The following is a 25,122-nucleotide window of genomic DNA, read 5'->3' as shown; positions in this document are numbered from 1 at the left end:
CATCAAAGGCGGATTAGACACTGAATTTCTCACATCTCTGCGCAGAAAGACAGTTGATAATCTACATAGAGTCGTGCTCTACTCGGTTAAAGGAGTTTGAACATCCGTTACCATCCCATGTCTTTCAGTTCATCCAGTAAGAAGTTTGCTCGATCAACGGAGCCATCAAAAAACCCGGCATCGATTGGCCCCCAGTTTTCGCTCTGTGAATCAAGTTCATCACGGAGCTGCTCCAAGGTGGCGTCATAGTATAGCGTTCCTTTCAATTGTACATTATCGAGTGAGTCGTCCCCAAGCCTATCCAGTAGAATCAGGTCTGCGAAAGCCTCGTATTCATGAAATAAGTTGGTATATTCCTTGCCATCGGGTAAGAACTCCCGAAGAGGTTCACGGAAATATTTCTCCATACGCTTCCTGAGAAACCGGTTGCCTCCCCGCCCTCTATTGATACCGCTTCCAACCGTCCACGGATTTAGCAGCCCACCGGCAGATTGCTCGATGAAGTCGTGTGCATCGATTTCAGTCTCAATTAGGAGCTCATGCATAAGTTCCCAGTTCCCGGATTTGAGGCTTGATATCCCTGTTCCGTAGAGTACAAGCATAGCAGGGTACATCCTCAGGTAATCCCAGACATGGTTGTATGTTCCATCGGGACTACCTGTGGAACCTAATCGTCTCACCTGCTCAGCCAATGGTTGCAAAGCGGAATTGGTAACCTCTGGACCCCAGTATGCGCAGGTAGATGTCGCCACTACTAACGTTCTGACACCGCTTTCATACATCGACAGTCTCTCGTCATAGTTATCATCATTCACATCAATATCGAGAGGGAACTTATCCTCGTTGAAAACCCGACTTCTGACCTCTTCAGTTTCGTCATGAAGCAGATCTGCCAAGTCGATTTTCCGTTCTTCACGGGTCATGTATCGCTTGACCCTTTCTCTGGCCACTTCTCGAGTCAACGGGGCTCCCGACTCTGAGCCTTCAAGCGCCTCTACGTTCTCTTTTAACTCCGAAAAGAAGTCACCGGCACCAGTAATCTGAATGGGAGTTCCATCTCGGTGAGCTATGAGTTCATCCGCGCTATCTTCTAAACTGCCATGGTAGGCCCAGTATGTTGCATACCGCCTTCTTTCACACCTAAGCATCGCTTCTCGTAATGCGATATCCCAATCTCCAGACCAACCACAGACGATAAGCCCATATTCATCAAACATCTTATTCAGCTTTTCTTCGATTGGTGCAGAGTAGTTCTCTAACTCTTCAGGTATGTTCTTGATATTCGTCTCTTTGTAGTCGCCATTGACCTTCAGGATAACTGCTTCTTGATGAGATAAAGGAGCTGCTCCTTTAGCATCCGATTCGCTACTGATAACTACTGGCGTAATCCCGCGTTCAGATAGAGCTTGTTCCAATAACTGATCAAAGTTTGTGGTGACAACTATGCTGATGTACCCTTCATCCATTAACCATGCAATACTCCTGTGGGCTTCTGATGGAGTCTTAATGTCCTGTTCTCGCTCTTCGGAAGTAGGTTCGAAGTACTTCTCTAATAGAGACTGGCGATCTGGCTTAGAAGGTGCAACCTGCTCAATCAAATCATCGTATTCGGGTTCTTGATTGTAGGTGTCTTGATACCATTCCTCTGGATCGGTTTCAATCTCCTCACCCTCTATCTCGGCCAGCTTCCGAATTAGATCTTTAACGACACCCCAGCCTGTAGGAACCCCTGCCTCAGTAGATATACCAGAACCCAATAGAAGAGCATAGACACCGGGATTATTTCGGACCGAGAAAGTGAGAGCCATCTCGTTATCAACCAAGTGTGGTCACCGTCCGAATTTCGGCGTTCATATCAGCCCCATGAGGACCTGCATGGTAAGCGTTACCCGCTTTTTGGGCAGAGATGCTGAAAGATTGGAGTATTTTGTATGCCTCGCGGCTCACTCAGGGAGTGTAGGAGACTTAGTGGCGACAGCAACATATTCAGAGCCAGATTTGAACGTCTCCACAACATCAACGATCTCAAACACTGTCCGCAGTTCTTCGACAACATCCTGGTCAAGCTGGTGATTGAACATATAGCGGACAAACCGTCTGTGAAGCGGATTCAGTAACCGGGGAAACCCTTCCTGATACCGGCCAGCCGAGTCATACACTACAAACCGACCGCCGGGTTTCAACACATCATACACAGTCTCGATCACATCTCGTACATCCGGGATCACACTCAGGGCCAGTGATGCGAACGCTGCATCATACGAGTCTTCTTTCACAGGCATTCGGGTGGCATCACCGCAGATGGGCTGAACGTTAGACCATCCCTGTTTTTGCTGTCTCTGTGTAGCCCGCTGGACCATGCCTGAACTAATATCGATGCCGACGACTTTGCCGTCAGTACCCACTGCATCACGAAGCAGCGGGAAGTTCACACCGGGGCCGCAGCCTACCTCAAGTATAGTCTCACCGCCAGTAAGTCCAAGGCGTGCGCTTGCCCGCTGTCGTGGAACCTCGTTAACCTTGGAGATAATCCGGTAGAGAAAACGGTTCTTACCCCACCAGTCGTATACTTGCTGGCTGCGCTCCAGTAGCGGGATTCGAGTGTTGGTCGCCATGATCAGGTTCCTTCGTAGCCGGTCGTAAAGAAACATCTACATCTGGGACAGTTCAGGAACGTCGTTTCTTCTTGTAGTCCGCTTTCACGGCTCTGTTACTTCGATTTCGTCCCAGCCGATGGCTTTGGCTTGGTAATAGACATCATTTATCATGATCACGTCGCCGACGGACATGGAGCGTTCTTCGGCGTCGTAGAATTCCGGTGTTTCGTGGCCGCTGCCGGCGTTCCATTGCGCCCATGCGTCTTCAGGGTCGTCTACGTCGATGTCGGCGATCTCTCGGTAGAGTTGGTTGAATTCGTCTTTGGTGTAGCTGTTGCTGGGTTTCTCGTGTTCTTCGAGTACGGATTCGACGTTGAGTTTGTGGAAGAGTTTTCGGGCGGGGCCGAGTTCCGGGTTTTCCTCGTTCTCTTCTTGTCTCCATTCCTCGTCCCAGTTTAGGTAGTAGATTGTTGCCACTACTGGTTTTTCACCTTCACTGATTTTTCTGTGGGCTGATCTACATAAAGACATCCTATACTTCACCACAACTGAGCCGTTCTCTGGCTAGATCTGCGAACTCCGGATTCAGCTCGATCCCAATATACTCGCGGCCTAGATTTTGCGCCACTACGCATGTAGTTCCTGCTCCTGCGAATGGATCTAGAACTACGCCGTCTTCTGGGCATCCAGCTTTGATTGGCTTCTCGCAGAGCCGTTTTGGATACACAGCGAAGTGTGCTTTACAGTACTTGGCGGTCGGTATTGTCCACACGTCACCAGGGTTCTTCCCTTTCTCGTGCGTGAACTGGTTAACCTCTACTTGGTTCTTCTCTCCGTTGGCGTGCCCTCTGTCGTCTTCAGGATTGAAGTTAGGATTGCCGTTATTCTGGCTCAATCGTTTCTTCGTGGCTTCGCTGTATGCCTCTCTGACTGTATCAAGATCGAACTCATACTGTCTGTTCGGTGTGAACATAAACAGGTACTCCCACTTGTGAGAAAATCGATCTTTGACTGACTCTGGCATACAAGCATTCTTATGCCAGATAATCTTGTTGCGCAGAGTCCATCCTCTCTCCTTCAGTTCGAGAGCCAGTTTTTCAGGGATCATCTGCAGGCTTTTGCGGTAGTAGGTATCGTCTATATTCAGGAAGAACACACCGTTCTCTTTGAGAACTCGCTTTAGCTCATCAAATACGTCGCACAGATCGTTGAGGTATTCTTCTAGGTCTTCTTCTAAACCTATCTGGGCATCGTGCCCGTAGTCCTTCATCTGGTAGTAGGGCGGACTGGTCATCACTAGATCTACTGAGTTTGCTGGTAGTTCAGAAAGTTTGTCTTCTACATCGCCTTGCAGGATTGTATTGACTGGTAATTCTTCTAGCCGTTCGATTGATTCAGCACCTCGTCAAAATGGAACAGGGATTATACCCTGTCTTCCATCGACTTGTGAACTGATTTTGCGAATCCCATCGGTGTCTGGGATCGTTTGCGGCTTCGGTCCTCACTAGGAGCCATCTTATGAATTCTGTCGTCGTATTCTTCGGCTGCGTCGGTTTCTGGCATCACGAAGTCGTCTGAGGTCCAGAGGCAGGTTTTCTTGCTGTACCGGTCGTCGTCTCCGGTGTAGCCGTCGTATTCGTAGGGGTGGAATGTGTGGTCTGGCTTTCTCCAGTAGGTTGAGAGGGTTGAGACAGGGTTTTCGATCAGCCAAGGTGCGTCGGCCCATTCTGCTATTCTTCGTGCTGTCTCTACGTTCTGGATTGCCTGGCTTAGTCCGTCGAGTCCTTTGTCTTTGAACCAGCGTGCTCCTGAGACGGCGAGGTTGGTGCAGGGTGGGAATGCAAACACCATCGCATAATCTCTGAGTGGTGGGAGATAGTCGTTGACGTCGGCTTCGACGTAGATTATTTTGCCGTCACCGTATTCCTGTTCGGTTACTCCGTTGTGTTGTACATCTACGCAGATGCATTCGTAACCTGCTTCTGCCCAAGGTTTGACCATGTTTCCGCTGTGGTCGTAAAGAGATAGAATCGCCTTTTCGATTATTCAGCACCTTGTGTTGTGAATGTGTTCCAGTGATTTTTTGGTACGGCTGTATAGCCGCTCATTCCCTGACCTTCTGTCACCTGAACGGTTCGGTCAGTTTGATTATTTAGATAGTTCATTACCGCGTCTTTCGGTGTGTCGCCTTCTGCTCTTCCTTCGGTAGTCATGTTGGCTCCGGCGCTTTCTGAGTAGCTTAGAATGGTGTATTCTGTCATTGTTCGTTCCTCCTTGATTTAGTAGGAATAGAGGCTCAGTGGCCCATTCCTGGTCGTGTTTTTGCTACGCTGGTTTTGTTCCAGAAATAGAGGTTTCCTTTCCGGGTTGAGACGTTTTCTCCGTCTCTGACGACTGTTGGGTAGGTTCCGGTTAGGTAGTATTTTTCTCGGGGTTCGTCTCCGATGCTGCTTTCTCTAACGTGTAGTCGGAATGTTTCGCCGATTTCTTCGTCTACGGGCATGACTTTCTCATCTCGTCTGTTGCCGCCTTCGAGCGTTCTGGATTTGACACGACTGCATACGGCTGTTTTCCGTGTGTCGCTTACTTCTATGATTTTGGCAAATTCGCGGTTTGTTTGGTTGTATCCCCAATTTGTGTATAGGAAATCTCCTTTTTGAAGTTCGTTTGGTAGTGTTGCCATTGTTTCAATCCTCTACCTTGATATTGCCAATTAACTTTTATATAGTTAAGTCAACATTGTTGAGGTGTGAGGTGAGAAGAGAAGAAAATGGCCTACAGAACACTATCAAATTACTATCCTTATCCGCGTGGTCGCGGGTATGGACGCACACGAAGCTATACAGGTTCGATAAAGCGAGTGGTCAAAACCGCCTTATTCCTGATGTCTATCACTATTGTACTCGGTATCATCAATGGATTTGATGGCGGATTTAGTTTTCAAACCTTTCTCGGAGACGTGAAGGAAGGTGCTGGAAACGGTGCGATTGCGATCTTTGTCGCGTCAATTCTGTATCTCCGATACGCTTAGATTCACACTCTCCATCATATTTTTAAATATTGCTATACAGTGTGGACTTATGTCTGAAGGTGAATCCGGAGAACAGGTATTTCTAGATGATGTCTTGAAAAAATTCTCGTTCTACGGTGACCACGATCAACTCGAAAAACTGGCCGCGTTCTTCAACCAGAAAATGCGCGGTGCGTCCACGCGCACGATCAAGGACGAAACCACGATCAGCTATCCGACACAAAAGCGAATCCAGAGCGCCTACGATGAACTCAGTCAGCCGGAGCGCGTTGTCTTGATTCGGCACTTAGCTGAAGCCAGTCTCTAAGAACCTGAGCGCTACAAGTCGTAGATCAATCAACAAGAAATCCTGTGCTTGATTTATTCTCACGTATTTGGTGGAACGAGTTCTTGATAGTTCTCCGACGAAGCTCTCAATAGTTCAGGTCAAGATGTTCTCCGCGATCCGTAGAGCGGTTGGACATCGATTTTTCGGCAGCTGTTTTGCTGAATCCCCACCTCTTTCTATACCAGGGGTTGTGCGGTGTTTTCGGCAAGGTGTTCGATCCTTCAAAGCTGTTTTGTGCCGACTACAGCTGTTCTAACGGTGTTCTGGGTTTGCCGACGATTCAGGTGTTCTGAGGGTGTTTTGGAGGTGTGTTACCGGATGTTCTGCCAAATCGAACACTTTTGTTTCGCACTGAGATTCTCAGCCGGCCACATGTTACGTGCTATCAGTCATCCATCTCAGAATTGCCTGTGTAGTTCCTCTGGTAGGATTGGCGGCGTTCAAATCTTTGAATTTCCGTGAATAGATACGGCTGGCGGTGTGTGTTGCACCCACAAGCATGACCGATCAAGATCCAGAGTCAGACGCATATGGAGAACAGCCGTACATCGATATCATCGATCTCGATCTATACAACAAAAGACTGGTAGATTTCTTCAGCATATTCGAGGATCTCGGCTGTTTCGAGCCACATCACAACGTTGGGATACAAGAATTATTCTCACTGCCAGAGATGGAGGAAGAAGGTGAGCTTATTTTCTACTACAAGGACTATGGCAGCTTCTGGATGCAGTACAACCTGGACCGGTATTCGAAAGACTGGCTGGTGGCCGGGCATTTAGAAGTTAATCCGCCGCTTCTAAAACTGGTATCTGAGTCAGATGGTTGTGATATGGAGGAATTGCTGGATAGTGTAGACGGTTCTGATTACGGGGTTCAGACTGACACCTATCTCAGCGGAAGAGATAAGATCAATACGGAGATGGGAACGGTGATGGAGATCGGCGTGCCGGTCCAATATGATGAAGAAAAGATGCTCCAGACTATACGCGCGGGAACGAGTATACTGGATGGTTTTCGAGAGCAGCTAATTGAGAACTTTTGAGTTGGCGTCTTCGCAGGAGTGTTCAAGCTTTCTCTGGCAGGGACTGCATCAACTGGCTTAACGAGAATTCTTGTGTCGAATCTTCGTCGATCATCTGGAACAGTCGCCGAGAAGATAAGACATAGGAAGCATACGGGACTTCGTAGATCATCTGATGCGGTGCGATGTAGAGTGCGGTCCCGCCGCTTGGGAACAGTTGGTCAGCTCCACGGAAATCAGGTAGCACCTCGCAGATGCTATCTAACAGTTTCTTTGGTGGTGTAATGGAGTTCGAGTGATCGTGAAGCGTGGTTTCGCCGAATGATATATACCGGTCGTTTTCCAGTTCGACTGGCGCTACTACAGCCACGTTCGCGTATTCGTCTAGGTGCCACTCGACGCATTCACCTTTTGATTTCACTCTGTGTGTGTAGAACACTCGGTCTTTGAGTTCGGAAGGGACTCTGATTTTTCTGCTTTTGCCGCTTCCGTGGATGTTGGCGCTCTGTATGATGGCCCAGGGACTGCCCATCGTCTCTCTGGTTTGGTATAGTTGCACATAGGGCAAAAAGATTCCCCTGCCGGTCTTGATTCCAATCTTTGAACGGATGTAGGGGTTAGCATTGATTCAAACATTAGATTTTCTACATGTTTATCTACCCCTCGGTACGTAGGTGTGGGTATGAACTCGGATGGAACTGGAGGCGGCGAGACACCGGGGGACTTTGCGAAGCACGCGGGCAAGCAAGCCGCTAAGAAAACCGCAGGGAAGATCGCGGAGAAGTTGGTGAGCTGGCTGAAGAAGGTTCTGTGGCAGAAGCCGATTGAGTACATCAAGCTGAAGGGCGGGAAGTATCTGAAAATCGCGGGTGACAAGTCGAGGCGGAAGGCGCAGGTTGTTGCGGAGAGTGATGTGCCGTCGAAGTATCAGCGGAAGATCTCCGAGAAGCTGAAGCAGGCTATGCGCGGTGTGTCGGAGCGCCCGCAGATGGGTGGTGGTTCACGCCCACGCAAGCGTTCTCCGAAGAAAGGTCCGGGCCGCAGTAGTTCACGTAGACCGGCAGAGAAAGACCCGACAGGTGGCCACAAGCACGAACCGTATCCTGACCCGCGGAAGCGTCAGGGTGTGCGTCCACCGGCTAACAGGCCGCCGGGCTCGGATCAGAAGAAACCGGGGGAGAACCGGTCTTCTCGGAACAGTGGTCCGTACCGGGATGACAAGACCGATCCCTCGAACATCATGGACCAGGAACTGGAGAACGATGAGTTGCCGGCGCAGGTCAAAAAGCAGCTGAAGGATGCACCGCCGGAGGTTGTGGCGGAACTGGCTGCGAAGGATCAGCGTATTCGCTCCTACGTCCTGAAGAATCCGGGCTTGGTGGATGCGTCGAGTCGGAAGGAGGCCGCACGCAGGATTGAGATCATGGGCGGTGCTGGTGTCTCGAAGCTTCCTGACTTCAGTATGGGTCATGGCAGCGGTGATATCGACGGCCTGCTGTCTGAGTTGGGTCCGGAGTGGGGTGCTCGTCTCGGCCACAACGAGATGGGTGATCAGTTGACGGATGCGATCAATCAGGCATCCGGCCCCGACGGCAACAACAGCGGTAACGGAGATGGTGACGGTGGTGACAGCGGGTATACGTCCGCGGTGAACGGTGGTGACCTGTCGGGTGCTGCGAGCGGAACGGTTGATACTGGTACGGGATCGACGTCGATCTCCTCTGGCTCTGGTAGCTCCGGAAGCAGTGGAGGTAGCAGCGGCGGTGCGAGCAACGGTGTTGGGTATTCTGGTGGTGCTGGTAACGGTCTTGGCTCCGGTGGCAGCGGTAGTGGAGGTGGTGGCAGATGATGGATACAGTTCTGCAAATGACCTCGGCGGATGTCGTCGGGTGGACCTTCGCGTTTCTGGTACTGGGTGGAGTGTCGGCTGTGCTGTGGGTGCTTGAAGTCATGAGTCCATCCAGACACGAGCAGGAGATGAGCAATATTCGTCGGAAAGCGGAGAAGCAGGCGCTACGAGAGGAGTTAGGGCTTAACGAGAGCCCGAAGCCGGAGCCGAAGCCTCAGACGACCACGAGTAGTTCGTTGGATGATGTTGCGAAGAATATCGAGCCAGATGAGCCTGAGCCAGTGGAACCGGAACCGGAGCCGGAGATCGGGGATGATGTAGATATCGGTGTTAACGAGTCCCAATACCAGCAAAAGATGGAGAAAAACGAGTTTACCCATGACGATGCGGACAGCCGCACCGAGACCGACGGGACCTCACCGCCCGAAATGAATGCTATCTCGGAGATAGTTGAATCGGTCGACACAGATTTGGAGGAAACCTAACAATGACAGAACACATTCCGCCGGAAGAGATCGAGGGAAAACTTGATGAATTAGGTGTCGACGTTGATCTTAGCCAGCAGAATGTCGATGTCGGATTCGAGGATGTTTCCGAGGACGGTATGCGGTTTACTGAGGCAACTATTGTGAAGCCGGTAATCGCTCACAGACATGAACCGGTCGGCGAGGTCAGAGAAGAGGTTATCTTGGATGACCGGCAGATTGTTCTGAATGTGCAGAAGCGTCCGGAGTGCCCCAGCTGTTCCTACATCCCGACGCAGGAAGAGGATTCGATCACGTTGACCGGGAACTGCGTGGTCTGTGAGGCTCCGACGTGTCCGAACTGTGGTGATGATTGTTTTAGTTGCGATCAAAAGCTGTGCCGACACCACAAGGATGGGTACGGGATAATGGGCGAAGTGCTGTGCGACAAGCATCGACGGGATGTCGAACGTGAGAAAGAGGCTGAGTGGAATCTACAGTGGCGCGAAATGCTGCTCAAAGAGAAGAAAGACCTGCGTGAGAGCGAGCGTGAGATGATGGAGACTGTTCAGGGATTGCGTCTTGAGCAGGAAATCGAGCGAAAGAAGCAGGAGATCGCTGCGTTCGAGGCGAAATCAAAGCACATGGATCGGCAGCGACAGCGGGAACTGGAGCGAGATAAGCACGAGCTGGATAAAGCGCAGACGTTCCTTGAGGAGCAACGCAAGCACAAACGGCTGGCGTTGGATGAAGAGATTGAGCGACGTGAGCAGGCGCTGGATGAGTGGGAGACACAGAAGCAAAAGGAAATCGAGGTTGCGGAGCAGGCGTTGAAGCAACGTGAGCAGGAGTTCACTGAGAAGAAGTTTGACCGTGAGCAGACGCACAAGGAGGACAAGTTCGAGAAGGAGCACAGGTTCGAGAAGGAGAAGTTCCGGAAGGAGCATCAGCTAGATCGTGACGAGTTTGAGCACGATGTTGAGATGGATCACCGGGAGCAGGATCTGGATGAGCGTAAACACGAGACGGAGCGTGATGACAAGTACGCGAAGCGCGATATTGAACAGCAGAAGGTTCAAGTCAAGAAGGAGAAGCAAGAAGTTGAGGCGTGGGTAAAGAAGCGGCGGCAGAAGCTCCGTGAGTGGAAGGCGAAGAACGGTGTGAAGTCGAAGAAGCCTCCAGGTGGTAACGGTGGTGGACCTTCTGGTGGTGGAAGTAGCTCGGGGCCGTCGTGGAATGATTTGGCCCAGATGTCGGATGAGATGCAGGACATTCCGATAATCGAGGTGAAGAACTGATGTCGCTACGGCCTGTGGGTGTGACGGCTGTGAAGCCGGAGACAGTGTTTTTCTGGGATGATGAGTTGCAGGCAACGGTTGAAGTCACGACTTTGGAGCCGGAGTCAGGAGATGACCGGTTCCTGGTACGGATGTCGAAGACCTACAGGCTGCTAAAGCAGGACCCGGATGGCCGGGAGAGCTGGCATACGAAGCTGGCTGAGTTGAATACGTATCTGCAGGAGTCGTTTTCGAGCTTCCGTATTTCGGCGGATTACACGCGGTCGGTGAATGGGTCGATTACCGGGATTACTGATGACGCTGAGTTGTTGGGTGAGGAGGCGTCTGAACTGGTTGCTCGGCGTGAGCAGTTGGTTGAGCAGTTGGAGTCCACTCGGAAGAAGTTGAGGCAGATCGAACAGTCTGTGACGGCTAACTCGGGGCATTTACAGGAGCAGTTGGCCGGCCGTGATGAACAGCTGTCGACCGAGTTGGATGCGGTGAATCAGGAGATAGAGTCGTTGACGGAGCATCTGTATCGGAAGCGCACTGAGTTGGAGGAATGGGAAAATTACGGTGCTGCGCTCGCCTACCTGTTCACGGTTTCTACGGAGGCTTCCATCGTTAGTCCTGACGAGGTTGAGCATGTCTTGGAGGCGCAGCAGGATCGGATTAAGACGAAGTTCTATCACAGTGTTGGCCAGATCTTTGATCGGAATGATGATTTCCAGTTGGCGTTTGAGGAGATGGAAGAGCCGAGAGTGTTCAATCGGCTCGAACACACGAGTTTGTTGAATCCGGATAATCTGGAAGCGCTCCAGGAAAAGCATCCGGATTACAAAGCCGCATTGTCCGAACTCAGCGAACAGTCCATACAGCAGTACGAATCCTACGCTGCCTACGATCTCGAAACTGAAGCCGGAGTCTTCGAATACTCGAACGCAACACCGGCACAGGCAGTTAATTCGGTGCTTCAGCAGCTTGAGGTCGGAAAAGTCGCCTCCGGAGCGAATGCACCGAACGACGGCCCATATGTTGGCAATGTCGTCGGCACACAGCAAGCAGTCGGGTTCGATCCTGCTGACCCAGCGAACGGCATGGCGCACCTGTACATCGCGGGGAAGTCGGGTTCAGGGAAGTCATTCCTCAAACGAGTGCTGCTTGAGAACGTTGCCTCCCTCGGGTATGACGTGCTCTCGATCACCCCAAGTGACACGGAGAGCATCGGAGTCTCCTTCGCAAATCCCGACCATGACGATGGACAGGGAATCACTGCCGAACAGTACTGGGTAGGCAACGACAAACTGCTGGAAGCGCCCGGCGACGTCAACGATCTGTTCACCGGACTCAACGTCGTCACGCTGAAAGACCTGCCAGACTCCGAGAAACAAGAGTTCGTTGACCGGGTATTCTCCGCGCTCTACGAGATGGACGACCTTGAGAGACCGCTGTTCATCTTTCTTGAAGAGGCGCACAACTTCGACAGTGGGGCGGCTGCCGAAGCCATCCAGGATATCATCCGTGAATCACGGAAACACGGGACACGTCGTCCTCGTCTCACAGTCACCGACCGATTTCAGCCACAGCCAGAAGCACATCCGAGAGAACACGTCGACCGTGTTCATGCAGGGTGAGTACACCAGCTACGCCGACAAATTCAGCTTTCTCGATAGAGATGAAATCACAGGATTGGGGACCGGGCAGGCGATCTTCGCCAGCCGTGATTTTCCGAAGACATACGTGGATGTCCGAGAACCGCTAACACTCGCAGTAAAGCCCGACCCCAAACAGATCGAGGAGCTTGATGCGAAGTACAGCACCGAATTACCCGATCTCAATCGGATCTCTGACAGGCAGAACAGTGAACACTCCGAAACCACAGCAGAAACAGAGGATGATGCAGGCGATGATGAGACCGGCTCCGAAACGGATCTGAACGAGGAAGAGGAAACACTGCTCGAATTCATTAGCAACTACATCCGTGAGCAAGATCAGACCCCGACATACAGCAAATGTCACAGAGAGGGACCCTTCGGAACCCAGAAGACACGTAAGATTCTAGGCACTCTGGAACATAATGGAAAGATAGAGAAGGAGGCTGTAGTCCGTGGCGGGCAGGACACAGAGGCGTACAAGGTGATCTGAAAATGTCTGTAACGCAATCCACACAACGCTGGCAAGGATACCTCAACAGCGATCTCACCGAACTCGCGTCTAAGATCACGAGCCAGTACGGAGTCAACCCATACAGTCCAGTTGAACATGCAGCTGCAATCCACTACGAAGTGAACAAAAAGGTGGACTACGAGCCACGGTTCAAAAGCTCTCCGTCCAGAGAAATGCGGTCTCCACTGGAAACGTGGCGCGTAAAAGCTGGGAACTGCCAAGAGAAATCGCTTCTAACCGCATCTCTGCTTAGCACTATCGGCGGGTTCCGTATCCGTACTGTTGTGCTGGAAAGTGATCAGGGTAACAAGCACCGAGTTCTTGAGATAAAGATTCCGTACCATCCACAAGATGTCTGTGAGACCGTCTGGAATTTCTACAAGGAGTCATCATGCACCGGCTCATTCAAAGATACTGTTGGTTTCGAGCAGCATCCAGAAGGGGAATACACGTGGTTGATCGCTGATAGCGGAACCAAATACATAGGCGATCTATCCCACCTGGAGAGGCTGGGCTACGTGATCGAGCCATCCGAAGGTTCCTGGGATTTCTACGAACTCAAAGAGAAACACGAATTAGTCTGACTGCCATATCATTCATCCTCGGTGTAGTGCATCCCAATAACCCCGATTATATCTTTCCAGTAACGCTCTCTGGCGTTGTAGGGCTGTGTTATCTGGAGTGAGTTATCGGTTAGCCGGTTCAGAATGTTTTCATCACTCATTGCTGTGTGGTACCCGGGTTCGGTTGCTATTTCTACATTGATGTTTCCAGGTAGAACAGCGCGTAGATCCTCCGCGATGGGAGTTTTCCATTCCTTGCTATACTGTCCACCTATCAGGATATAGTCTTCAGACCATCCGTGGAAACTGATACCGTGGTAGAAGCTCCGATGTTCGACGTATTTCTCCAGAAGATCGAACTGCGGCATCTCGCCTGTGATTTCCTTTGTCGGTACGCCGAACTCGTTTCCTGCATCTGGGTTGTCCGGGTCAGCTCTGAATATCCATGTTGTAACGCCGCGGAAGGCAACCTCGTCATGTAGGTGTTCTGCCTGCTTTCCTGTGTTGTGTTCGATTGAACCGGCGTGTGGTGCCAGGATCAATATCTTTTCAGCGTGTCCACTGCTGGTAGGATGGTATCCGACTATCTCTTCTGCGCGAGCTTGACCCTTCGAGTAGGTTTTTTGTTTGACGTCCCCGTGCATCGACGGTCTAGTCTATGTAATGACTACTCCGTAATGAGCTTTCTCCGCTTTCAAAATAGTCCTTCGCGGTGCTCAACGAATCGCTTTGCTGTTGCCGACTCGAATGCATACGTATTGCCGTCGTATTCTCCGATATGGGATGTCTCAAGTTTTTCTTTGGAGTCGATGTCTCGGCCTGAAGCTGCAAACACTGGGTCATCAGGCTCGGTGTATGGTCCGCCGTAGATATCTTTGGGCTCTGTTTCCGGCCACAGTCCTTTGTCCTGCCAGTATGCTTTGACCTCTTTCAGCGATTCCTCGACTGTCTCCCTGATGCTGAGGTGATCTGCTGGCTGCCATCCGTTTCTTGACCAGTATTCGCCGAAGTACGCTCCCTTGTGCGCTCCATTCCAATCGACACCCTTGATGTTCGCTGGTGGATCATCCCGTAGGTTCGGTTGCGTAAGCTGCTGAATAGCCTTGTACTGCTGCGTGGGGCTGCTTCCGAGAATATGGACTTCGCGTCCTCTGTACTTCTCTAATCCTAGGTCTTCGGCCTGGATGTCGCTGTAACCATTCGCATAGCCGAGCACAATATCGTTATCAAGAATCTCAAACGCTTCCTCACACTTTGGCACGACCACGAACGTGTTATGCGGATAGTCGTCTCGGAGTTGGCCTACTGCTTCGTCCATATCTTTTGCCTGCTCTTCTGTGTAGGCGTCTCCAACGGCTGCTACAGACGGTTCGATCCGAGTGAAAGCATCGAGATACCTGTCCATGTCCGGGTCATGGAAGTCATTATCGAGAAAACCGACAGGCAGATCTACATTGGGTAGGCCATCAAGCTGATATCCGCCATCTTCCCTGTATCCCGGTAGAAATCCGTGGCTGAATGCGTCCGTTGTATAGGGGTGTCGGCCAGTGTAGCCGACGTAGGAGAGTTGCTGTGTATCTTTGAGACCGATTCAGGAGCCACCTTGAAAATCAGATAAAACATCAAATTTTAAATCTATCCGTGGATCTCAATGGTAATTTCACCTTTAGAACGCAGCTCCTCGACTTCTTCCGGACGCAAAAGAACAGTAGCTCCCAGCAATTCACCGCTTCTATCTGTCATTTCGTTGATTTCATGCTCGCCAATACCTGATTCTCACCTCCTGCATTTCCGTACAGGTCCAGGGTTTTGATGTGCTGAAGGTACTCGTCCCGCACCTGTTCCTGCGGAATCTTCGTGTACAGGTCCATCGTCTCCTTGTCGCCGTCACCACGCAGATACCGGGTGAAGTGATCCGGCATCCCGTTGTTCCGCATCAGACTCGTGAAGATCGTCCGGTAGTAGTGCGGTGTGAACTTGTGATGCCAGCGCCGCTCGTCTATGTCGTCCATCACATCTGCGCGCACGGCTGCCCGCCGTACCTGCCGACGGATACGCTCTCTATCGACACGTCCACCGCGGAGTGAGGTAAACAGGTACTCCGAGTCATCACTGCTCACAGCCATCACCCGTCGAAGCGCCTGCACGGTCTCATCATCAACCGGATTCACGGTGGTCGTCCCGCCTTTCCGATCTCTGAACCGGATGTATCCACCTTCCAGCAGCAGGTCCTCCTCAGTCAAGTCGAGAACTTCCTGCACACGCGCACCTGTCTTCGCCATCAATACAGCAGCGGCCTTGTCACGTGGATCAGGGATTTTCTGGATGATACGCTTCCCGTTCTCCCATGTCGCAGTGTTCGGACGTGGCATCTTCTTTTTCGGCAGCTCTTCCAAAACGACGGCTGCCGGGTTCCCGGTGATCTCTTCGAACCGAGGCCGCTTCATCGCCCACGTATAGAACGCTGATAATGACTCAACGTACCGGCGTTTCGTATTCTGAGCTGAGTCCCGGTCATTCAGATCCAAGACGTACTCCTCGACATCACCTACGGTCACATCCGCTGGATGCACGTCGGGAGAGAACTCGTGGAAGAACTTGACCGATGTCCGACTGTATGAGTTCAGGGTGCGGCGTGAGGCTGATTTGTTGGTTGAGTCCTTGTTTCGAAGCCAGTCGTTGATGCAGTCGTGCTTGTTCTTGAACACCCTGTCCTCCCATCTATCGGCATCCAGCAACACCTCGTATTTCGTCTCCGGCATCGTTACTGCTCACCTCCCTGTTCGGCGAGCTTCCAGCCCCAGCCACGCTCGTACTGTACTTCGTCCTGTGCGGCAAGGAAGTACAGTTGGTTCTCGACGGGTTGGCGCAGTAGTTCGTCCAGTACGCCGCTCTCAACGATCTTGCGTAGGATGTCTTCGAGGCTCTGGTAGTTGTCGGTGAGAACGTCCTGTTTCAGCGTTGCTGGATCGAAGCTGATCGCACCGGCTGACTCAGATTGTTTCTCTTCTAGTCGTCGTTCCAGCTGTTCGACTTTTTCTTCGAGTTCCTGTATTCGTTGTTGGTCGCCTTCGTCTTTGAGTAGTCCTTCAGAGCGGTATGCGCGTGCCTCCAGTATCAGATTCTGAAGGTAGCGTGAGCGACTTGAGCCGTTGTAATCGGCCTCATCCATCCATTCCTGCGCGGTTTTCTCTGGTGGGTATAGTTTGACTACCGCTGTATCCTCTGGCAGTGTGGCGTACCTGCCGCTATCGGTCATTTGCCTGTACCTCCTACGCTCATAACTATTGTATAGCTATCAGCGTTTTTATATCTAGTACTGACCCGGCCTTGTATGAGTACCGAGGCCAAACACGCTTCCACGATGAACCACGGGAAAGTCAGTCTTGCCGAAGCGTTCGCCCAGTTCGACGAGCAGTGGTCGCCGAAGCTCGTCGGTGAGTTGAACGGTCAGCACGTCAAACTCGCCAAACTGGAGGGAGAGTTCGTCCGGCACCGTCACGACGACGCCGACGAGCTGTTTTTGGTGCTCAACGGGCACCTCGACATCGAACTCGACGAGGAAACCGTCGCCCTCGACCCGGGCGAGTTCGTCGTCGTTCCGCGCGGCGTCGAGCACAGACCCGTCGCCGACGGCGAGACCGAAGTGCTACTGTTCGAACCCGCCGGGACGGAAAACACCGGCAACGTCGACAGCGAGCGCACCGCCGACGTCGAGCGTCTCTGAGCGCTCGCCCGACCTCTGAAAGCCAAAGACGTATGCCCGAGCGCGTCGACCGATTTCGAAATGGTCGACGTGAGCGGGCATCTGGCGATGGCATTGTTGTTCGCCGCGCCCGCGTGGATGCTCTGGGGCCGCCGCGGCGCGCTCGCCTTCGCCGGCTTCTCGCTTGTGACGGCGATGTTACCCGATACCGACCTCGTGCTCAAGACCATCCTCCCGGTAGAGCACCACGGCATCACCCACACGATCCTGTTCGTCGCGGTCGTGAGCGTTCTCGCCGGAGCCATTGCCGCCCGCGTGCTCACCGAGCGGTTCAACGCCAATCGTTGGATACACAGCGAGACCATCACCGCAGAGACGGTGTTCGTCTTCGCCACCGCTGGCTTCCTCACCGGCGGCCTCAGTCATATCTTCGCCGACCTCCTCTCCGCGCCCGACATCGCCGCGCCGCTGTCGCCGCTCTGGCCGCTCTACGACCAACCGATCATCATCGACGTCATCTACTACGACTCGCCGCTCTGGAACTTCGGCCTGCTGACCGTGGCGCTCGCGGTTCACGTCCTCCTCTATCGCCACGAGCGCTATCCGATCGAGACGCGCTATCGCATCGGCAAGCCGGACTGACCCACTCAGTCGACCACGGAGTTCCTGAGCGTGCCGACACCTTCGTAGGTGATCTCGATGTCGTCGCCCGGCTCGATGAGTCCTGGGTTGGCCGGACTCCCAAACGAAATCACGTCGCCGGGCTGGAACGTGAACCGTTCGGAGAGAAACGAGATCACGTCGTGCGGACCGAACAGCATCCGGTCGGTGTTCGCTTCCTGACGGACCTCGCCGTTGATTTCGGTTTTCATGTCGATGCCGCGGGGGTCGAGGTCGGTCTCTAGCCACGGACCGAGCGGTGCGGAGCCGTCGAAGGCCTTTCTGGCCGTGCGACCGTCCTGATCGAGCGCGTCGAGGTCGTTCAGTATCGTGTAGCCGCGTACGGCATCGGACACTTCCTCGGGTGCGAGGTCGGTACAGGAGTCGTCGATGACGGCCGCGAGTTCGCCCGCGTAGGTGAACTCCTCGGTGAAACTCGGATACCTGATCTCGCGGCCGGGCGGCAGCACCGAGACGGGTGGCTTGATAAAGAAATCCGGGCGCTCGGGGCGCTCGTAGTCCATCTGTTCGAGCGTCGCCGCGAAGTTGCGGCCCACACAGTAGCACGCCGACGGCGCACACGGTGCGAGCAGTTCGATATCGCCGTCGGCGAGTCGATGTGTCCCGTGGTCGGTATGGACGATGCCATCTCTGTGTTCGCCGGTGACGATGCCGTCGGGCGTACGAATGCGCGCCAGTTGCATGGCTCACTCGCCCGGCGGGGCGGGCATATCGCTTGCGTTGTCCCGTCAGCAGCCCCCATAGATGTATATCCGAGGACTGCGTGCATCCTGTATGGCGGGCAACCAGTACGCCTTCGAGGGAACGACACCGGACGTCGATGCCGACGCCTCGGTGAGTCACGGCGCGACGCTCGTCGGAAGCGTCACCGTCGAGGCGCACGCCAGCGTCTGGCCGGGCGTCGTGCTTCGTGGAGATGTCGCCCCAGTCTCGATCGGTGCCCACTCGCACGTCGGCGACAACGCCGTCCTCCACGCCTCGGAGGTCGGCGAGCGGGTGATGATCGGTCACGGCGCGGTACTCAACGACGCCACCGTCGGCGACGGCGCGCTCGTGGGCTTCAACGCGACGGTCAACTCCGACGTCACTGTGGGGGCCGGCAGCGTCGTCGCGAGCGGTACGACCGTCCCGGAAGGCTACGACATTCCACCGGAATCGTTCGTCCGCGGCGTCCCCGCAACCGTCACGCCGCTTTCCGAGACGACGCTCGACCCCGAGGCGATCTTTGAGGCCCACTCCTCGGGAGCCTACACCGATCTCGCCGAGCGCCACGAGGACCTCTTCAAATAGGACCTTTTACTGCGGAGGGTCGCCTGCGGCGACCCCCCGCTTGCAAAAAGCTACGCTAAAAACTCCCGCTCACTCGCGCCTGCGGCGCTCGTTCACGGCGAACCGCGCTCAATCCGTTCGCGCGGATGCTGCCGCTCTCCGCAAACCACCCAGCACCATCCCGCGATTGCACAGCACCGTCGAAGCCCTCGCGCTCCCGGCGTTCCCGTGAACCACAGGTGAACGGGTGCTCGGAGCGCGCGAAGCGTGCTCCGGTGGTCGCGCTCGCCCTTCATCCACCAGGAGAGCGTCGCTCTCCTGAGCCTCGGCTCATGGTTCGAAAGACGCAAAGCGTCTTTCGTCATCACGAAACGGCTTCGCCGTTTCGAACGACTCTGTTCGCTGAGACACCGAGGACCGCACCGCTACCGCAGTCGTGGCTGGTCGTCGCTTGAGCCGCTCTCCAAATCGCCTGCAAATCGACCTCAAACAGCCGCATCGACCTCCTCGACGAGTTCCGGCGAGTCGTTCGAGGGGTTGTTCACCGCCGTCGAGACCGGGTAGGCCGTCATCTCGTTGTCGGGGTACGGCTGGAGCAGGTCCGCACCGCCATCCGCGAGCCAGCGCCGTTCGTCCTCGGCGGAGAGAACGACCGCCATCCTGTCGTGGAGTTCACCCACCACCCGATTCGGCTCGGTCGTGATGATGGTGAACGTCTCGACGACCTCCGCCTCGCGGTCGGGTTCGCCATCGCCGAACTCCGTCAGTCCGGTTTGTTTTTCGGGTGGCTGCCAGCGCTCCCACAGGCCGGCCAGCGCGAACGGCTCCCGACTGTCGAGCGTCACGCGATAGGGCTGCTTTCCGTCGTTCGTACTGGTCCACTCGTAGAACCCGTCGGCGAGCACGAGACAGCGCCGGTTCTCGTAGGCGTCGCGGAAACTGCGCTTCTCGGCGACGGTCTCGGCACGGGCGTTGATGGGACGATTCCCGCTCGCGCTGTCGGCCCAGCCGGGAATCAGACCCCATTCGAACGCGTCGATGGTCTCGGGTGCGTCGTTCGTGATGACGGGAAGGGACTGTCGGGGTGCGGCGTTGTATCGCGGCTTCGGCGATTGCTCGAAGGTCGCGCCGAAGCGCTCCTCGATCTCGGCCGGCGGCGTGAAGAGGGTGTATCGTCCACACATGGCCCGAAGAAGGGTGCGATCGGAATAACGCCGTCGGCCGTTCCAATCCACCATCCCATTCACGTCCCAGGACGGCCGACGCTCGTGCGCGGACCGTGCATGTTCGGGCGATGGCTATGCCCGCTGAGACCTTGGGTAGGCACATGAAACTACGACGACGGGCCTTTCTCGCAAGCGCCGTGGCGGCCGGTGCGTTCGCCGGCTGTCTCGGAAGCGGAAGCTCGGGTTCGGCCGGCAACTCGGATGGAGCGGCCAGCGAAACGGGTGATGCGGGCGGATCGAACCGACAAGGTTCGACGACCGATGCCGATTCGACCACTCGAAACGAATCGAGCGAGTCACGGGCGGCCACGGGGACGGCTGTTTCGAACCTCGACCATCCCGCAGCCACGGCCCTCGCCGGCCAGCCGTTTCGCGGCCCGCAACCCGGAACGGCCGGCGCGACGATCATCGCCTTCGAGGACCCCTCCTGTCACAACTGCCGACGCTTCAACGAGAACACGTTCCCGGAACTCGAATCGAAGCTCATCGACCCCGGCAAGGCGAGTTTCGTCTATCGGAACTTCCCACACGCCTTCGAATGGGGCAAGCCCGCGATGCAGGCGCTCGAAGCGACCTTCACCCGCGGCGAGCAACCGTTCTGGGCGCTCGAACACCACTACTTCGCCACCCAGGACGAGTTCACGGACGAGAACGTCCTCGACCGCACCCGACAGTTCCTCGCAGCCGAGACAGAAGTGGACGCCGCCGCGGTCGTCGCGGACGCCGAGGCGAAGAAGTTCGATACGGCCTTCCAGCGCGACGCCGACGCCGGCGACGCCGCTGGCGTCGTGAGCACACCGACGTTCTATCTCTTCCGCGAGGGACAGTTCCTGACCGAGATCCGCGGCGCACAGAGCTATCAGGTGTTCGCACAGGCGCTGGGAGGAAAATGAGCACCCGCTCGCGCTCGATTCGCCTGCCGACGCGCGCCCGCGACTGGCGACTGATGGCCCGCACGGTGAGGCTGGTCGTCACCATTCCGCTGTACACGATCCTCGCGCTCGTCGCCTCGCTCGTCGGTCTCACCCTGTTCGTGCTCTCACAGAACCTCCCGCTCGCCGGCTTTCTCCTCTCGGATGCGCTCCCGCTCGGTAGTCGGTTCGTGATTCTCGCCGAACAGTACCCCTTCCTCGGGACGAACTACGGCGCGCTTCAGGGGGTGCTGCTCGTCGTGACTGCGCTGCTCATCGGAATCAACGCCGCGATGGTCGTCTATCACCTCCGCGAGCACGCGCTGTCGGCCGCACAGGGAACCACGAGCGCCGCGGGCGTCCTTCTGGGTACCGTCGGCGCTGGCTGTGCGGCCTGTGGCTCGGCGGTGCTCGCGGGCGTGCTCTCGCTCTTTGGGGTGACGGCCTCGCTCACCGTCCTTCCGTTCGAGGGACTCGAATTCGCGGCGCTCGCGCTCGTCGCGCTCGTCCTGTCGGTGTTCTGGCTCGCACGCGGCATGCGCGGCGGCGAGATCAACGGCTGTCCGGTCGAGTTCGACTGATCGAGAGCGCCCGTAGGTATAAACATCGGAGCGCCGTATTCGGCATAGCCATGACGGACGAGCCCTCGTTCGCCATTCCTCACCATCCGGAACGGCGCTACTCGCGCCATGCGGGCCTCGAATACGAGGGAACCACCGTCTTTTCGCTGTCGCCCACGAGCGACCTCGGTGACCCCGCGCTGGACGAACTTCTCAGAAGTGTGCTCGACGGCGAGAGCTACACCTACGGCGACTGGTTCGACCTGCCGATGGCGCTGTATCTCGTCCACGACACCGAGACCGGCGACGTCTTCCGGGTGTCTGTTCGAAATGGGAACATCGAGTTCCACGTCTTGCCAGAGACCACTCCGAAGGGCTTGCGCGCGCTCTATCGCCGTCTCGCCGAACGAAGCGGCCACGATTGGGTCGTCGAATCCTCCACCGACGCCTGAACCCACAACGGACTTATTCACCCCACGACATCCCCGAGTATGACCGTCTCGCGCGAGGTCGAACTCTCGGGGCACATCATCGACTCGGGGATGATGCAGGCCTGTTTCGGTGCCATCATGGATCTGGGGGGGTCCTTCGAGGTCGAGGAGTTCCGGATCGGCCGGAGCGAGGTCGAGGAATCGTACGCCCGCCTCACCGTCCTGGCCGACACCGAGGGCGAACTCCGATCCATCGTTCACGAACTCCACCAGAACGGCGCGACCCCTTCCCACCCTGTGGACGCGACGCTCGAACCCGCACCCGACGACCAGGTCGTTCCACCGGAGTTCTACTCGACGACGAACCACCCTACCGACATCCGCTACGACGGCGAGTGGGTGCCCGTCGAGCGCATCGAGATGGACTGTGCCGTGGTGGTTGAAGAAGGCGAAGACGACGAGCCACGGGCGTACACGAAGGTACTCAACGCCATCGAGGAGGGTGAACTGGTCGTGACCGGCGAGACCGGGATTCGGGTTCGTCCGCCCGAACGCCCCAGAAATCGTGAGGGAGCGTTCGGCTTCATGCAGGGCGGCGTCTCCTCCGAGCGACCATCCGAGTCGACCATCACGAAGATCGCCGACGCCATCGCCGAGACCAAACGCGAGGGCGGGTCGGTCCTCGCCGTCTGTGGCCCGGCGCTCGTCCACTCCGGCGCGCGCGAATCGCTCGCCGAACTGGTCCGAGAGGGGTACATCGACATGCTGTCGGCGGGCAACGGCTTCGCGGTCCACGACCTCGAACGCGATCTGTATGGCACATCCCTCGGGATGAACACCGAGACGCTCGACCACCCACGCAAGGGCCACAAACACCACATCTACACCATCAGCGAGATCATCCGCGCCGGCGGCATCGAGGAATCGGTCGAGGCGGGACTCGTGGAATCGGGTGTGATGTACGAGTGCGTGTCCAACGACCGCCCGTTCGTGCTCGCGGGGTCGATCCGCGACGACGGGCCCCTCCCCGACACCATCACCGACTCTGTCGAGGCGCAGGACGCCATCCGCGAGCAGGCCCACGAGGCGGACATGGTGCTGATGTTCTCCACCCTCCTCCACTCGGTCGCGGTCGGCAACTGCCTGCCCTCCTCGACGCGGGTCGTCTGTGTCGACATCAACCCCGCCACCGTGACCCAACTGCTCGACCGCGGGAGCGCACAGGCGGTCGGCATGGTCACCGACATCGGGACGTTCGTGCCGATGCTCGCCGAACAGCTGTGCGAGGCGTGACTACCGGCGGCCAGCGGCCGACGGATAGAAGGCCGACGAGCCGTTTCGATCGGTATGGCATCCGCCCGGTCGCACTTCGGCGGACGGGTCTCGGGAACGGCGTTCGGCGTGGCCGTGCTGGCGGTGACTGCCGGTGCGCTCGCGGCCGGCGGGCTGTTCGTGTGGCTCGGCACGCACGGGCCGGTCGTCGCGCTGGAACCGGCGCTCGGCTCGATCGCGCTGGCTGTGGCCGGCGCGGATCGACTGTTCGTGATCGGCTATCTCGGCGTCGGGATGGAGCGGCTGTATCTCACGGTCGGTAGTGTCGTACTCGGTCTCGCGGGCGTCGCCGTCGGCCTGACCGGCCGGTGGTGGAGTCTCCCGGTTGCCGTGGCGTTCGGCGTGGCGGCCGCCGGAACGGTGACGCTCCTCAGCGGCTGTACCTGCGGCAGCGGATCGACGACGCTGCTCGCCGAGCGAGCCATGCAGCGAGTTCTCGACGGAACCGCTGTGCTCTGAAAAAGAGGGCTCGTTCGACCGATTCAGGCCATCGCCCGGCAGCTCTCGGCACACTGAGGCAGGATTTCGGCGCAGGCCTGACAGTGGTCGTGGTCGTGCTGTTCGCACTCCTCGGCGCACGCCTCGCAGGCGTCGGCGCAAGCCTCGGCGATCTGCGAGTTGAACGCCGAATCACGGACACACAGGCGTGCACACAGCGACGCGAGGTCGGCGACGTCCCGACAGAGCCGAATGCACTCGGCCATATCCTCGCCGTGGTCCGCACACTCGTCGGCACACCACTCACAGACCTGGGCGGCCTCGGTACAGCTATCCACGCACGCTTCCATCTCGTCGCTCAGACCGATCTGTTGGACTGCCATTGCACTCATATCGATGGGTGGCTCGTTTTTTGCCGTTCCGGGTAACGACCTTCGACCAGCAGTCGCCCAGATCTCGGCTATCGAAACACGAACCGCCGGGGGGAACCACGAAACGAGATCAAAAGACCGGCCCAGCGCGCTCGAAAATCGAAAATCGGTGTGTGAATGACATCACGAACGGTTCGAGTGGCCTTTCGACCGACGGGGAAAGGGGTTTGACGGGCTGTCGCCTTCGTCTACTATGACCGGTATCGACGACGTGGACTATCGGATCCTGGAACTGCTGATGGACGACGCACGGCGTTCGTATCGCGACATCGCGGAGGAAGTCGGCCGATCACCGCCGACGGTCTCCGAGCGCGTCGAGCGCCTCACCGAGGTGGGCGTCATCGAGCGGTTCACCCTCGACGTCGACCGGTCGCGGCTGGTCGAGGGTCCCACGGTGCTGGTCGACCTCGCGGTCCAACCGGGCAGCGAGGCAACGGTTGTGGAGGATCTCACCGACGCGCCGGCCGTCGAACACGTCATCCGGACGGTCGATGCGGCAGTCGTGTTCGTCGCCCACGCCAACGAGCGCGACGTCGAGGAACTGCTCTCGGAGACGCTCGGCGACGAACGGGTCAGGGAGTACCGCGTGCGGCTGGTCAGCGACCGCACGTGGGAGCCGCGACTCGACGAGGAAACCCTCGCCATCGAGTGCGTCGTCTGTGGGAAGTCCGTCGAGGGCAGCGACGAATCCGTCGCTCTCGGCGACCGTACCTACGAGGTCTGCTGTTCGTCGTGTGCCTCGGAAATCAAAGACCAGTACGACGCCCTCCAGCAGGCCGCGAGTGAATAGCCCCCGTAGGGGACGAGCGGTTCGTGCAACCGAACCGCCTAACCACCC

The 25,122-nt window shown here is 56.1% G+C and carries 33 protein-coding genes; 18 read left to right on the top strand and 15 right to left on the bottom strand.

The genetic code is table 11. The annotated features are described in order from the left end of the window. Positions 1-107 precede the first annotated feature (107 nt). The 7 genes from ACP97_RS03040 to ACP97_RS19685 form a co-directional block, all read right to left on the bottom strand. On the bottom strand, positions 108-1,823 hold the full coding sequence (locus ACP97_RS03040; protein ID WP_154019927.1) for an SIR2 family protein: 1,716 nt from the start codon (positions 1,821-1,823) through the stop codon (positions 108-110). A gap of 120 nt (positions 1,824-1,943) precedes the next feature. Beyond that, the gene (locus tag ACP97_RS03035) at positions 1,944-2,615 is read right to left on the bottom strand and encodes a class I SAM-dependent methyltransferase (RefSeq protein ID WP_049996368.1); all 672 of its coding nucleotides are present in this window, start codon (positions 2,613-2,615) and stop codon (positions 1,944-1,946) included. An 84-nt stretch (positions 2,616-2,699) separates the two neighbouring features. Beyond that, complete coding sequence (locus ACP97_RS03030) at positions 2,700-3,074, bottom strand: hypothetical protein (RefSeq protein ID WP_049996367.1); 375 nt, start codon at positions 3,072-3,074, stop codon at positions 2,700-2,702. Between the two features lie 55 nt (positions 3,075-3,129). Beyond that, a complete protein-coding gene (locus ACP97_RS03025; protein ID WP_049996366.1) occupies positions 3,130-3,891 on the bottom strand; it encodes a DNA-methyltransferase in 762 nt (253 codons plus the stop codon). 128 nt (positions 3,892-4,019) lie between these two features. Next, the gene (locus ACP97_RS03020) at positions 4,020-4,598 is read right to left on the bottom strand and encodes a hypothetical protein (protein WP_202593544.1); all 579 of its coding nucleotides are present in this window, start codon (positions 4,596-4,598) and stop codon (positions 4,020-4,022) included. A gap of 41 nt (positions 4,599-4,639) precedes the next feature. Beyond that, complete coding sequence (locus ACP97_RS19690; protein ID WP_154019926.1) at positions 4,640-4,858, bottom strand: hypothetical protein; 219 nt, start codon at positions 4,856-4,858, stop codon at positions 4,640-4,642. Between the two features lie 35 nt (positions 4,859-4,893). Beyond that, positions 4,894-5,280: a hypothetical protein gene (locus tag ACP97_RS19685; protein WP_154019925.1), complete on the bottom strand. Its 387-nt coding sequence runs from the start codon at positions 5,278-5,280 to the stop codon at positions 4,894-4,896. A gap of 87 nt (positions 5,281-5,367) precedes the next feature. On the opposite strand from ACP97_RS19685, the gene ACP97_RS19680 reads away from it, so the two are divergent. From ACP97_RS19680 to ACP97_RS03010, 3 genes are all read left to right on the top strand, one after another. Then, entirely contained in the window at positions 5,368-5,628 is a 261-nt protein-coding gene (locus ACP97_RS19680; RefSeq protein ID WP_154019924.1) for a hypothetical protein, read from the top strand. Between the two features lie 49 nt (positions 5,629-5,677). After that, positions 5,678-5,935, top strand: a complete 258-nt coding sequence (locus ACP97_RS03015) for a hypothetical protein (RefSeq protein WP_049996365.1) — start codon at positions 5,678-5,680, stop codon at positions 5,933-5,935. Between the two features lie 520 nt (positions 5,936-6,455). Next, positions 6,456-7,001, top strand: a complete 546-nt coding sequence (locus ACP97_RS03010; RefSeq protein WP_049996364.1) for a hypothetical protein — start codon at positions 6,456-6,458, stop codon at positions 6,999-7,001. A 22-nt stretch (positions 7,002-7,023) separates the two neighbouring features. Here ACP97_RS03010 and ACP97_RS03005 read toward each other — a convergent pair whose 3' ends face one another. After that, positions 7,024-7,512: a hypothetical protein gene (locus ACP97_RS03005; protein ID WP_049996363.1), complete on the bottom strand. Its 489-nt coding sequence runs from the start codon at positions 7,510-7,512 to the stop codon at positions 7,024-7,026. Positions 7,513-7,662: 150 nt separating this feature from the next. On the opposite strand from ACP97_RS03005, the gene ACP97_RS03000 reads away from it, so the two are divergent. The 6 genes from ACP97_RS03000 to ACP97_RS02975 are packed head-to-tail and all read left to right on the top strand — an operon-like array spanning position 7,663 to position 13,320. Beyond that, positions 7,663-8,829 (top strand): hypothetical protein, encoded by a 1,167-nt coding sequence (locus ACP97_RS03000; RefSeq protein ID WP_049996362.1) that lies wholly within the window; start codon positions 7,663-7,665, stop codon positions 8,827-8,829. Further along, positions 8,829-9,314: a hypothetical protein gene (locus tag ACP97_RS02995; RefSeq protein WP_154019923.1), complete on the top strand. Its 486-nt coding sequence runs from the start codon at positions 8,829-8,831 to the stop codon at positions 9,312-9,314. The genes ACP97_RS03000 and ACP97_RS02995 overlap by 1 nt, the downstream gene beginning before the upstream one ends. Positions 9,315-9,316: 2 nt before the next feature. Next, positions 9,317-10,591: a hypothetical protein gene (locus ACP97_RS02990; RefSeq protein ID WP_049996360.1), complete on the top strand. Its 1,275-nt coding sequence runs from the start codon at positions 9,317-9,319 to the stop codon at positions 10,589-10,591. Continuing rightward, positions 10,591-12,204 carry a hypothetical protein gene (locus tag ACP97_RS02985; protein WP_049996359.1) on the top strand — a complete coding sequence of 538 codons (1,614 nt, stop codon included), beginning with the start codon at positions 10,591-10,593 and terminating at the stop codon, positions 12,202-12,204. Before ACP97_RS02990 ends, ACP97_RS02985 begins: the two co-directional genes overlap by 1 nt. After that, complete coding sequence (locus ACP97_RS02980) at positions 12,194-12,715, top strand: hypothetical protein (protein WP_049996358.1); 522 nt, start codon at positions 12,194-12,196, stop codon at positions 12,713-12,715. Before ACP97_RS02985 ends, ACP97_RS02980 begins: the two co-directional genes overlap by 11 nt. Positions 12,716-12,717: 2 nt before the next feature. Beyond that, a complete protein-coding gene (locus ACP97_RS02975) occupies positions 12,718-13,320 on the top strand; it encodes a transglutaminase-like domain-containing protein (protein WP_049996357.1) in 603 nt (200 codons plus the stop codon). 8 nt (positions 13,321-13,328) lie between these two features. On the opposite strand, the gene ACP97_RS02970 is transcribed toward ACP97_RS02975, so the two are convergent. The 4 genes from ACP97_RS02970 to ACP97_RS02955 all read right to left on the bottom strand — a co-directional run bounded on the left by ACP97_RS02970 (position 13,329) and on the right by ACP97_RS02955 (position 16,558). Then, positions 13,329-13,943 (bottom strand): poly-gamma-glutamate hydrolase family protein, encoded by a 615-nt coding sequence (locus tag ACP97_RS02970; RefSeq protein ID WP_049996356.1) that lies wholly within the window; start codon positions 13,941-13,943, stop codon positions 13,329-13,331. A 50-nt stretch (positions 13,944-13,993) separates the two neighbouring features. After that, complete coding sequence (locus tag ACP97_RS02965) at positions 13,994-14,890, bottom strand: DUF6610 family protein (RefSeq protein WP_079977532.1); 897 nt, start codon at positions 14,888-14,890, stop codon at positions 13,994-13,996. Between the two features lie 148 nt (positions 14,891-15,038). Then, positions 15,039-16,061, bottom strand: coding sequence for a tyrosine-type recombinase/integrase (locus ACP97_RS02960; protein WP_049996354.1), 1,023 nt, complete (start codon positions 16,059-16,061; stop codon positions 15,039-15,041). A 2-nt stretch (positions 16,062-16,063) separates the two neighbouring features. Beyond that, positions 16,064-16,558: a hypothetical protein gene (locus ACP97_RS02955; RefSeq protein ID WP_049996353.1), complete on the bottom strand. Its 495-nt coding sequence runs from the start codon at positions 16,556-16,558 to the stop codon at positions 16,064-16,066. Positions 16,559-16,633: 75 nt separating this feature from the next. On the opposite strand from ACP97_RS02955, the gene ACP97_RS02950 reads away from it, so the two are divergent. Both ACP97_RS02950 and ACP97_RS02945 read left to right on the top strand, forming a co-directional pair. Further along, entirely contained in the window at positions 16,634-17,026 is a 393-nt protein-coding gene (locus ACP97_RS02950) for a cupin domain-containing protein (protein ID WP_237561079.1), read from the top strand. Positions 17,027-17,086: 60 nt separating this feature from the next. Next, entirely contained in the window at positions 17,087-17,647 is a 561-nt protein-coding gene (locus ACP97_RS02945) for a metal-dependent hydrolase (RefSeq protein WP_049996352.1), read from the top strand. 5 nt (positions 17,648-17,652) lie between these two features. On the opposite strand, the gene ACP97_RS02940 is transcribed toward ACP97_RS02945, so the two are convergent. Continuing rightward, positions 17,653-18,369 (bottom strand): fumarylacetoacetate hydrolase family protein, encoded by a 717-nt coding sequence (locus tag ACP97_RS02940; RefSeq protein WP_049996351.1) that lies wholly within the window; start codon positions 18,367-18,369, stop codon positions 17,653-17,655. A gap of 91 nt (positions 18,370-18,460) precedes the next feature. Here ACP97_RS02940 and ACP97_RS02935 point away from each other — a divergent pair, with 91 nt between their 5' ends. Continuing rightward, complete coding sequence (locus tag ACP97_RS02935; protein ID WP_049996350.1) at positions 18,461-18,976, top strand: gamma carbonic anhydrase family protein; 516 nt, start codon at positions 18,461-18,463, stop codon at positions 18,974-18,976. 464 nt (positions 18,977-19,440) lie between these two features. Here the strand turns inward: ACP97_RS02935 and ACP97_RS02930 are convergent, their stop codons facing one another. Beyond that, entirely contained in the window at positions 19,441-20,139 is a 699-nt protein-coding gene (locus tag ACP97_RS02930) for an SOS response-associated peptidase (protein WP_049996349.1), read from the bottom strand. 143 nt (positions 20,140-20,282) lie between these two features. Here ACP97_RS02930 and ACP97_RS02925 point away from each other — a divergent pair, with 143 nt between their 5' ends. The 5 genes from ACP97_RS02925 to ACP97_RS02905 are packed head-to-tail and all read left to right on the top strand — an operon-like array spanning position 20,283 to position 23,874. After that, positions 20,283-21,074 carry a DsbA family protein gene (locus ACP97_RS02925; RefSeq protein WP_049996348.1) on the top strand — a complete coding sequence of 264 codons (792 nt, stop codon included), beginning with the start codon at positions 20,283-20,285 and terminating at the stop codon, positions 21,072-21,074. Next, on the top strand, positions 21,071-21,673 hold the full coding sequence (locus ACP97_RS02920) for a hypothetical protein (RefSeq protein WP_049996347.1): 603 nt from the start codon (positions 21,071-21,073) through the stop codon (positions 21,671-21,673). The genes ACP97_RS02925 and ACP97_RS02920 overlap by 4 nt, the downstream gene beginning before the upstream one ends. A 50-nt stretch (positions 21,674-21,723) precedes the next feature. After that, complete coding sequence (locus tag ACP97_RS02915; protein WP_049996346.1) at positions 21,724-22,104, top strand: hypothetical protein; 381 nt, start codon at positions 21,724-21,726, stop codon at positions 22,102-22,104. Positions 22,105-22,143: 39 nt separating this feature from the next. Next, complete coding sequence (locus tag ACP97_RS02910; RefSeq protein WP_049996345.1) at positions 22,144-23,376, top strand: ornithine cyclodeaminase; 1,233 nt, start codon at positions 22,144-22,146, stop codon at positions 23,374-23,376. Positions 23,377-23,430: 54 nt separating this feature from the next. Beyond that, a complete protein-coding gene (locus ACP97_RS02905) occupies positions 23,431-23,874 on the top strand; it encodes a hypothetical protein (protein ID WP_237561078.1) in 444 nt (147 codons plus the stop codon). 23 nt (positions 23,875-23,897) lie between these two features. Here ACP97_RS02905 and ACP97_RS02900 read toward each other — a convergent pair whose 3' ends face one another. Continuing rightward, positions 23,898-24,236: a cytoplasmic protein gene (locus tag ACP97_RS02900; protein WP_049996344.1), complete on the bottom strand. Its 339-nt coding sequence runs from the start codon at positions 24,234-24,236 to the stop codon at positions 23,898-23,900. Positions 24,237-24,477: 241 nt separating this feature from the next. Between ACP97_RS02900 and ACP97_RS02895 the strand changes: the two genes are divergently transcribed. Next, a complete protein-coding gene (locus tag ACP97_RS02895) occupies positions 24,478-25,074 on the top strand; it encodes an AsnC family transcriptional regulator (protein ID WP_049996343.1) in 597 nt (198 codons plus the stop codon). Positions 25,075-25,122: the final 48 nt, after the last annotated feature.

It is taken from the genome of Halococcus sediminicola, from assembly GCF_000755245.1.
Classification (GTDB): Archaea; Halobacteriota; Halobacteria; order Halobacteriales; family Halococcaceae; genus Halococcus; species Halococcus sediminicola.
Note: the sequence above shows the minus strand (reverse complement) of the source record. Positions and strands in the feature narration are given on the sequence as shown.

Coding starts and splice junctions, on each gene's coding strand:
- ACP97_RS03035 (WP_049996368.1), bottom strand. CDS start 2,615: ATGGCGACCAACACTCGAATCCCGCTACTGGAGCGCAGCCAGCAAGTA.
- ACP97_RS03025 (WP_049996366.1), bottom strand. CDS start 3,891: ATGACCAGTCCGCCCTACTACCAGATGAAGGACTACGGGCACGATGCC.
- ACP97_RS03020 (WP_202593544.1), bottom strand. CDS start 4,598: ATGGTCAAACCTTGGGCAGAAGCAGGTTACGAATGCATCTGCGTAGAT.
- ACP97_RS19690 (WP_154019926.1), bottom strand. CDS start 4,858: ATGACAGAATACACCATTCTAAGCTACTCAGAAAGCGCCGGAGCCAAC.
- ACP97_RS19685 (WP_154019925.1), bottom strand. CDS start 5,280: ATGGCAACACTACCAAACGAACTTCAAAAAGGAGATTTCCTATACACA.
- ACP97_RS19680 (WP_154019924.1), top strand. CDS start 5,368: ATGGCCTACAGAACACTATCAAATTACTATCCTTATCCGCGTGGTCGC.
- ACP97_RS03015 (WP_049996365.1), top strand. CDS start 5,678: ATGTCTGAAGGTGAATCCGGAGAACAGGTATTTCTAGATGATGTCTTG.
- ACP97_RS03010 (WP_049996364.1), top strand. CDS start 6,456: ATGACCGATCAAGATCCAGAGTCAGACGCATATGGAGAACAGCCGTAC.
- ACP97_RS03005 (WP_049996363.1), bottom strand. CDS start 7,512: ATGGGCAGTCCCTGGGCCATCATACAGAGCGCCAACATCCACGGAAGC.
- ACP97_RS03000 (WP_049996362.1), top strand. CDS start 7,663: ATGAACTCGGATGGAACTGGAGGCGGCGAGACACCGGGGGACTTTGCG.
- ACP97_RS02995 (WP_154019923.1), top strand. CDS start 8,829: ATGGATACAGTTCTGCAAATGACCTCGGCGGATGTCGTCGGGTGGACC.
- ACP97_RS02990 (WP_049996360.1), top strand. CDS start 9,317: ATGACAGAACACATTCCGCCGGAAGAGATCGAGGGAAAACTTGATGAA.
- ACP97_RS02985 (WP_049996359.1), top strand. CDS start 10,591: ATGTCGCTACGGCCTGTGGGTGTGACGGCTGTGAAGCCGGAGACAGTG.
- ACP97_RS02980 (WP_049996358.1), top strand. CDS start 12,194: ATGCAGGGTGAGTACACCAGCTACGCCGACAAATTCAGCTTTCTCGAT.
- ACP97_RS02975 (WP_049996357.1), top strand. CDS start 12,718: ATGTCTGTAACGCAATCCACACAACGCTGGCAAGGATACCTCAACAGC.
- ACP97_RS02970 (WP_049996356.1), bottom strand. CDS start 13,943: ATGCACGGGGACGTCAAACAAAAAACCTACTCGAAGGGTCAAGCTCGC.
- ACP97_RS02960 (WP_049996354.1), bottom strand. CDS start 16,061: ATGCCGGAGACGAAATACGAGGTGTTGCTGGATGCCGATAGATGGGAG.
- ACP97_RS02955 (WP_049996353.1), bottom strand. CDS start 16,558: ATGACCGATAGCGGCAGGTACGCCACACTGCCAGAGGATACAGCGGTA.
- ACP97_RS02950 (WP_237561079.1), top strand. CDS start 16,634: ATGAGTACCGAGGCCAAACACGCTTCCACGATGAACCACGGGAAAGTC.
- ACP97_RS02945 (WP_049996352.1), top strand. CDS start 17,087: ATGGTCGACGTGAGCGGGCATCTGGCGATGGCATTGTTGTTCGCCGCG.
- ACP97_RS02940 (WP_049996351.1), bottom strand. CDS start 18,369: ATGCAACTGGCGCGCATTCGTACGCCCGACGGCATCGTCACCGGCGAA.
- ACP97_RS02935 (WP_049996350.1), top strand. CDS start 18,461: ATGGCGGGCAACCAGTACGCCTTCGAGGGAACGACACCGGACGTCGAT.
- ACP97_RS02930 (WP_049996349.1), bottom strand. CDS start 20,139: ATGTGTGGACGATACACCCTCTTCACGCCGCCGGCCGAGATCGAGGAG.
- ACP97_RS02925 (WP_049996348.1), top strand. CDS start 20,283: ATGAAACTACGACGACGGGCCTTTCTCGCAAGCGCCGTGGCGGCCGGT.
- ACP97_RS02920 (WP_049996347.1), top strand. CDS start 21,071: ATGAGCACCCGCTCGCGCTCGATTCGCCTGCCGACGCGCGCCCGCGAC.
- ACP97_RS02915 (WP_049996346.1), top strand. CDS start 21,724: ATGACGGACGAGCCCTCGTTCGCCATTCCTCACCATCCGGAACGGCGC.
- ACP97_RS02910 (WP_049996345.1), top strand. CDS start 22,144: ATGACCGTCTCGCGCGAGGTCGAACTCTCGGGGCACATCATCGACTCG.
- ACP97_RS02905 (WP_237561078.1), top strand. CDS start 23,431: ATGGCATCCGCCCGGTCGCACTTCGGCGGACGGGTCTCGGGAACGGCG.
- ACP97_RS02900 (WP_049996344.1), bottom strand. CDS start 24,236: ATGGCAGTCCAACAGATCGGTCTGAGCGACGAGATGGAAGCGTGCGTG.
- ACP97_RS02895 (WP_049996343.1), top strand. CDS start 24,478: ATGACCGGTATCGACGACGTGGACTATCGGATCCTGGAACTGCTGATG.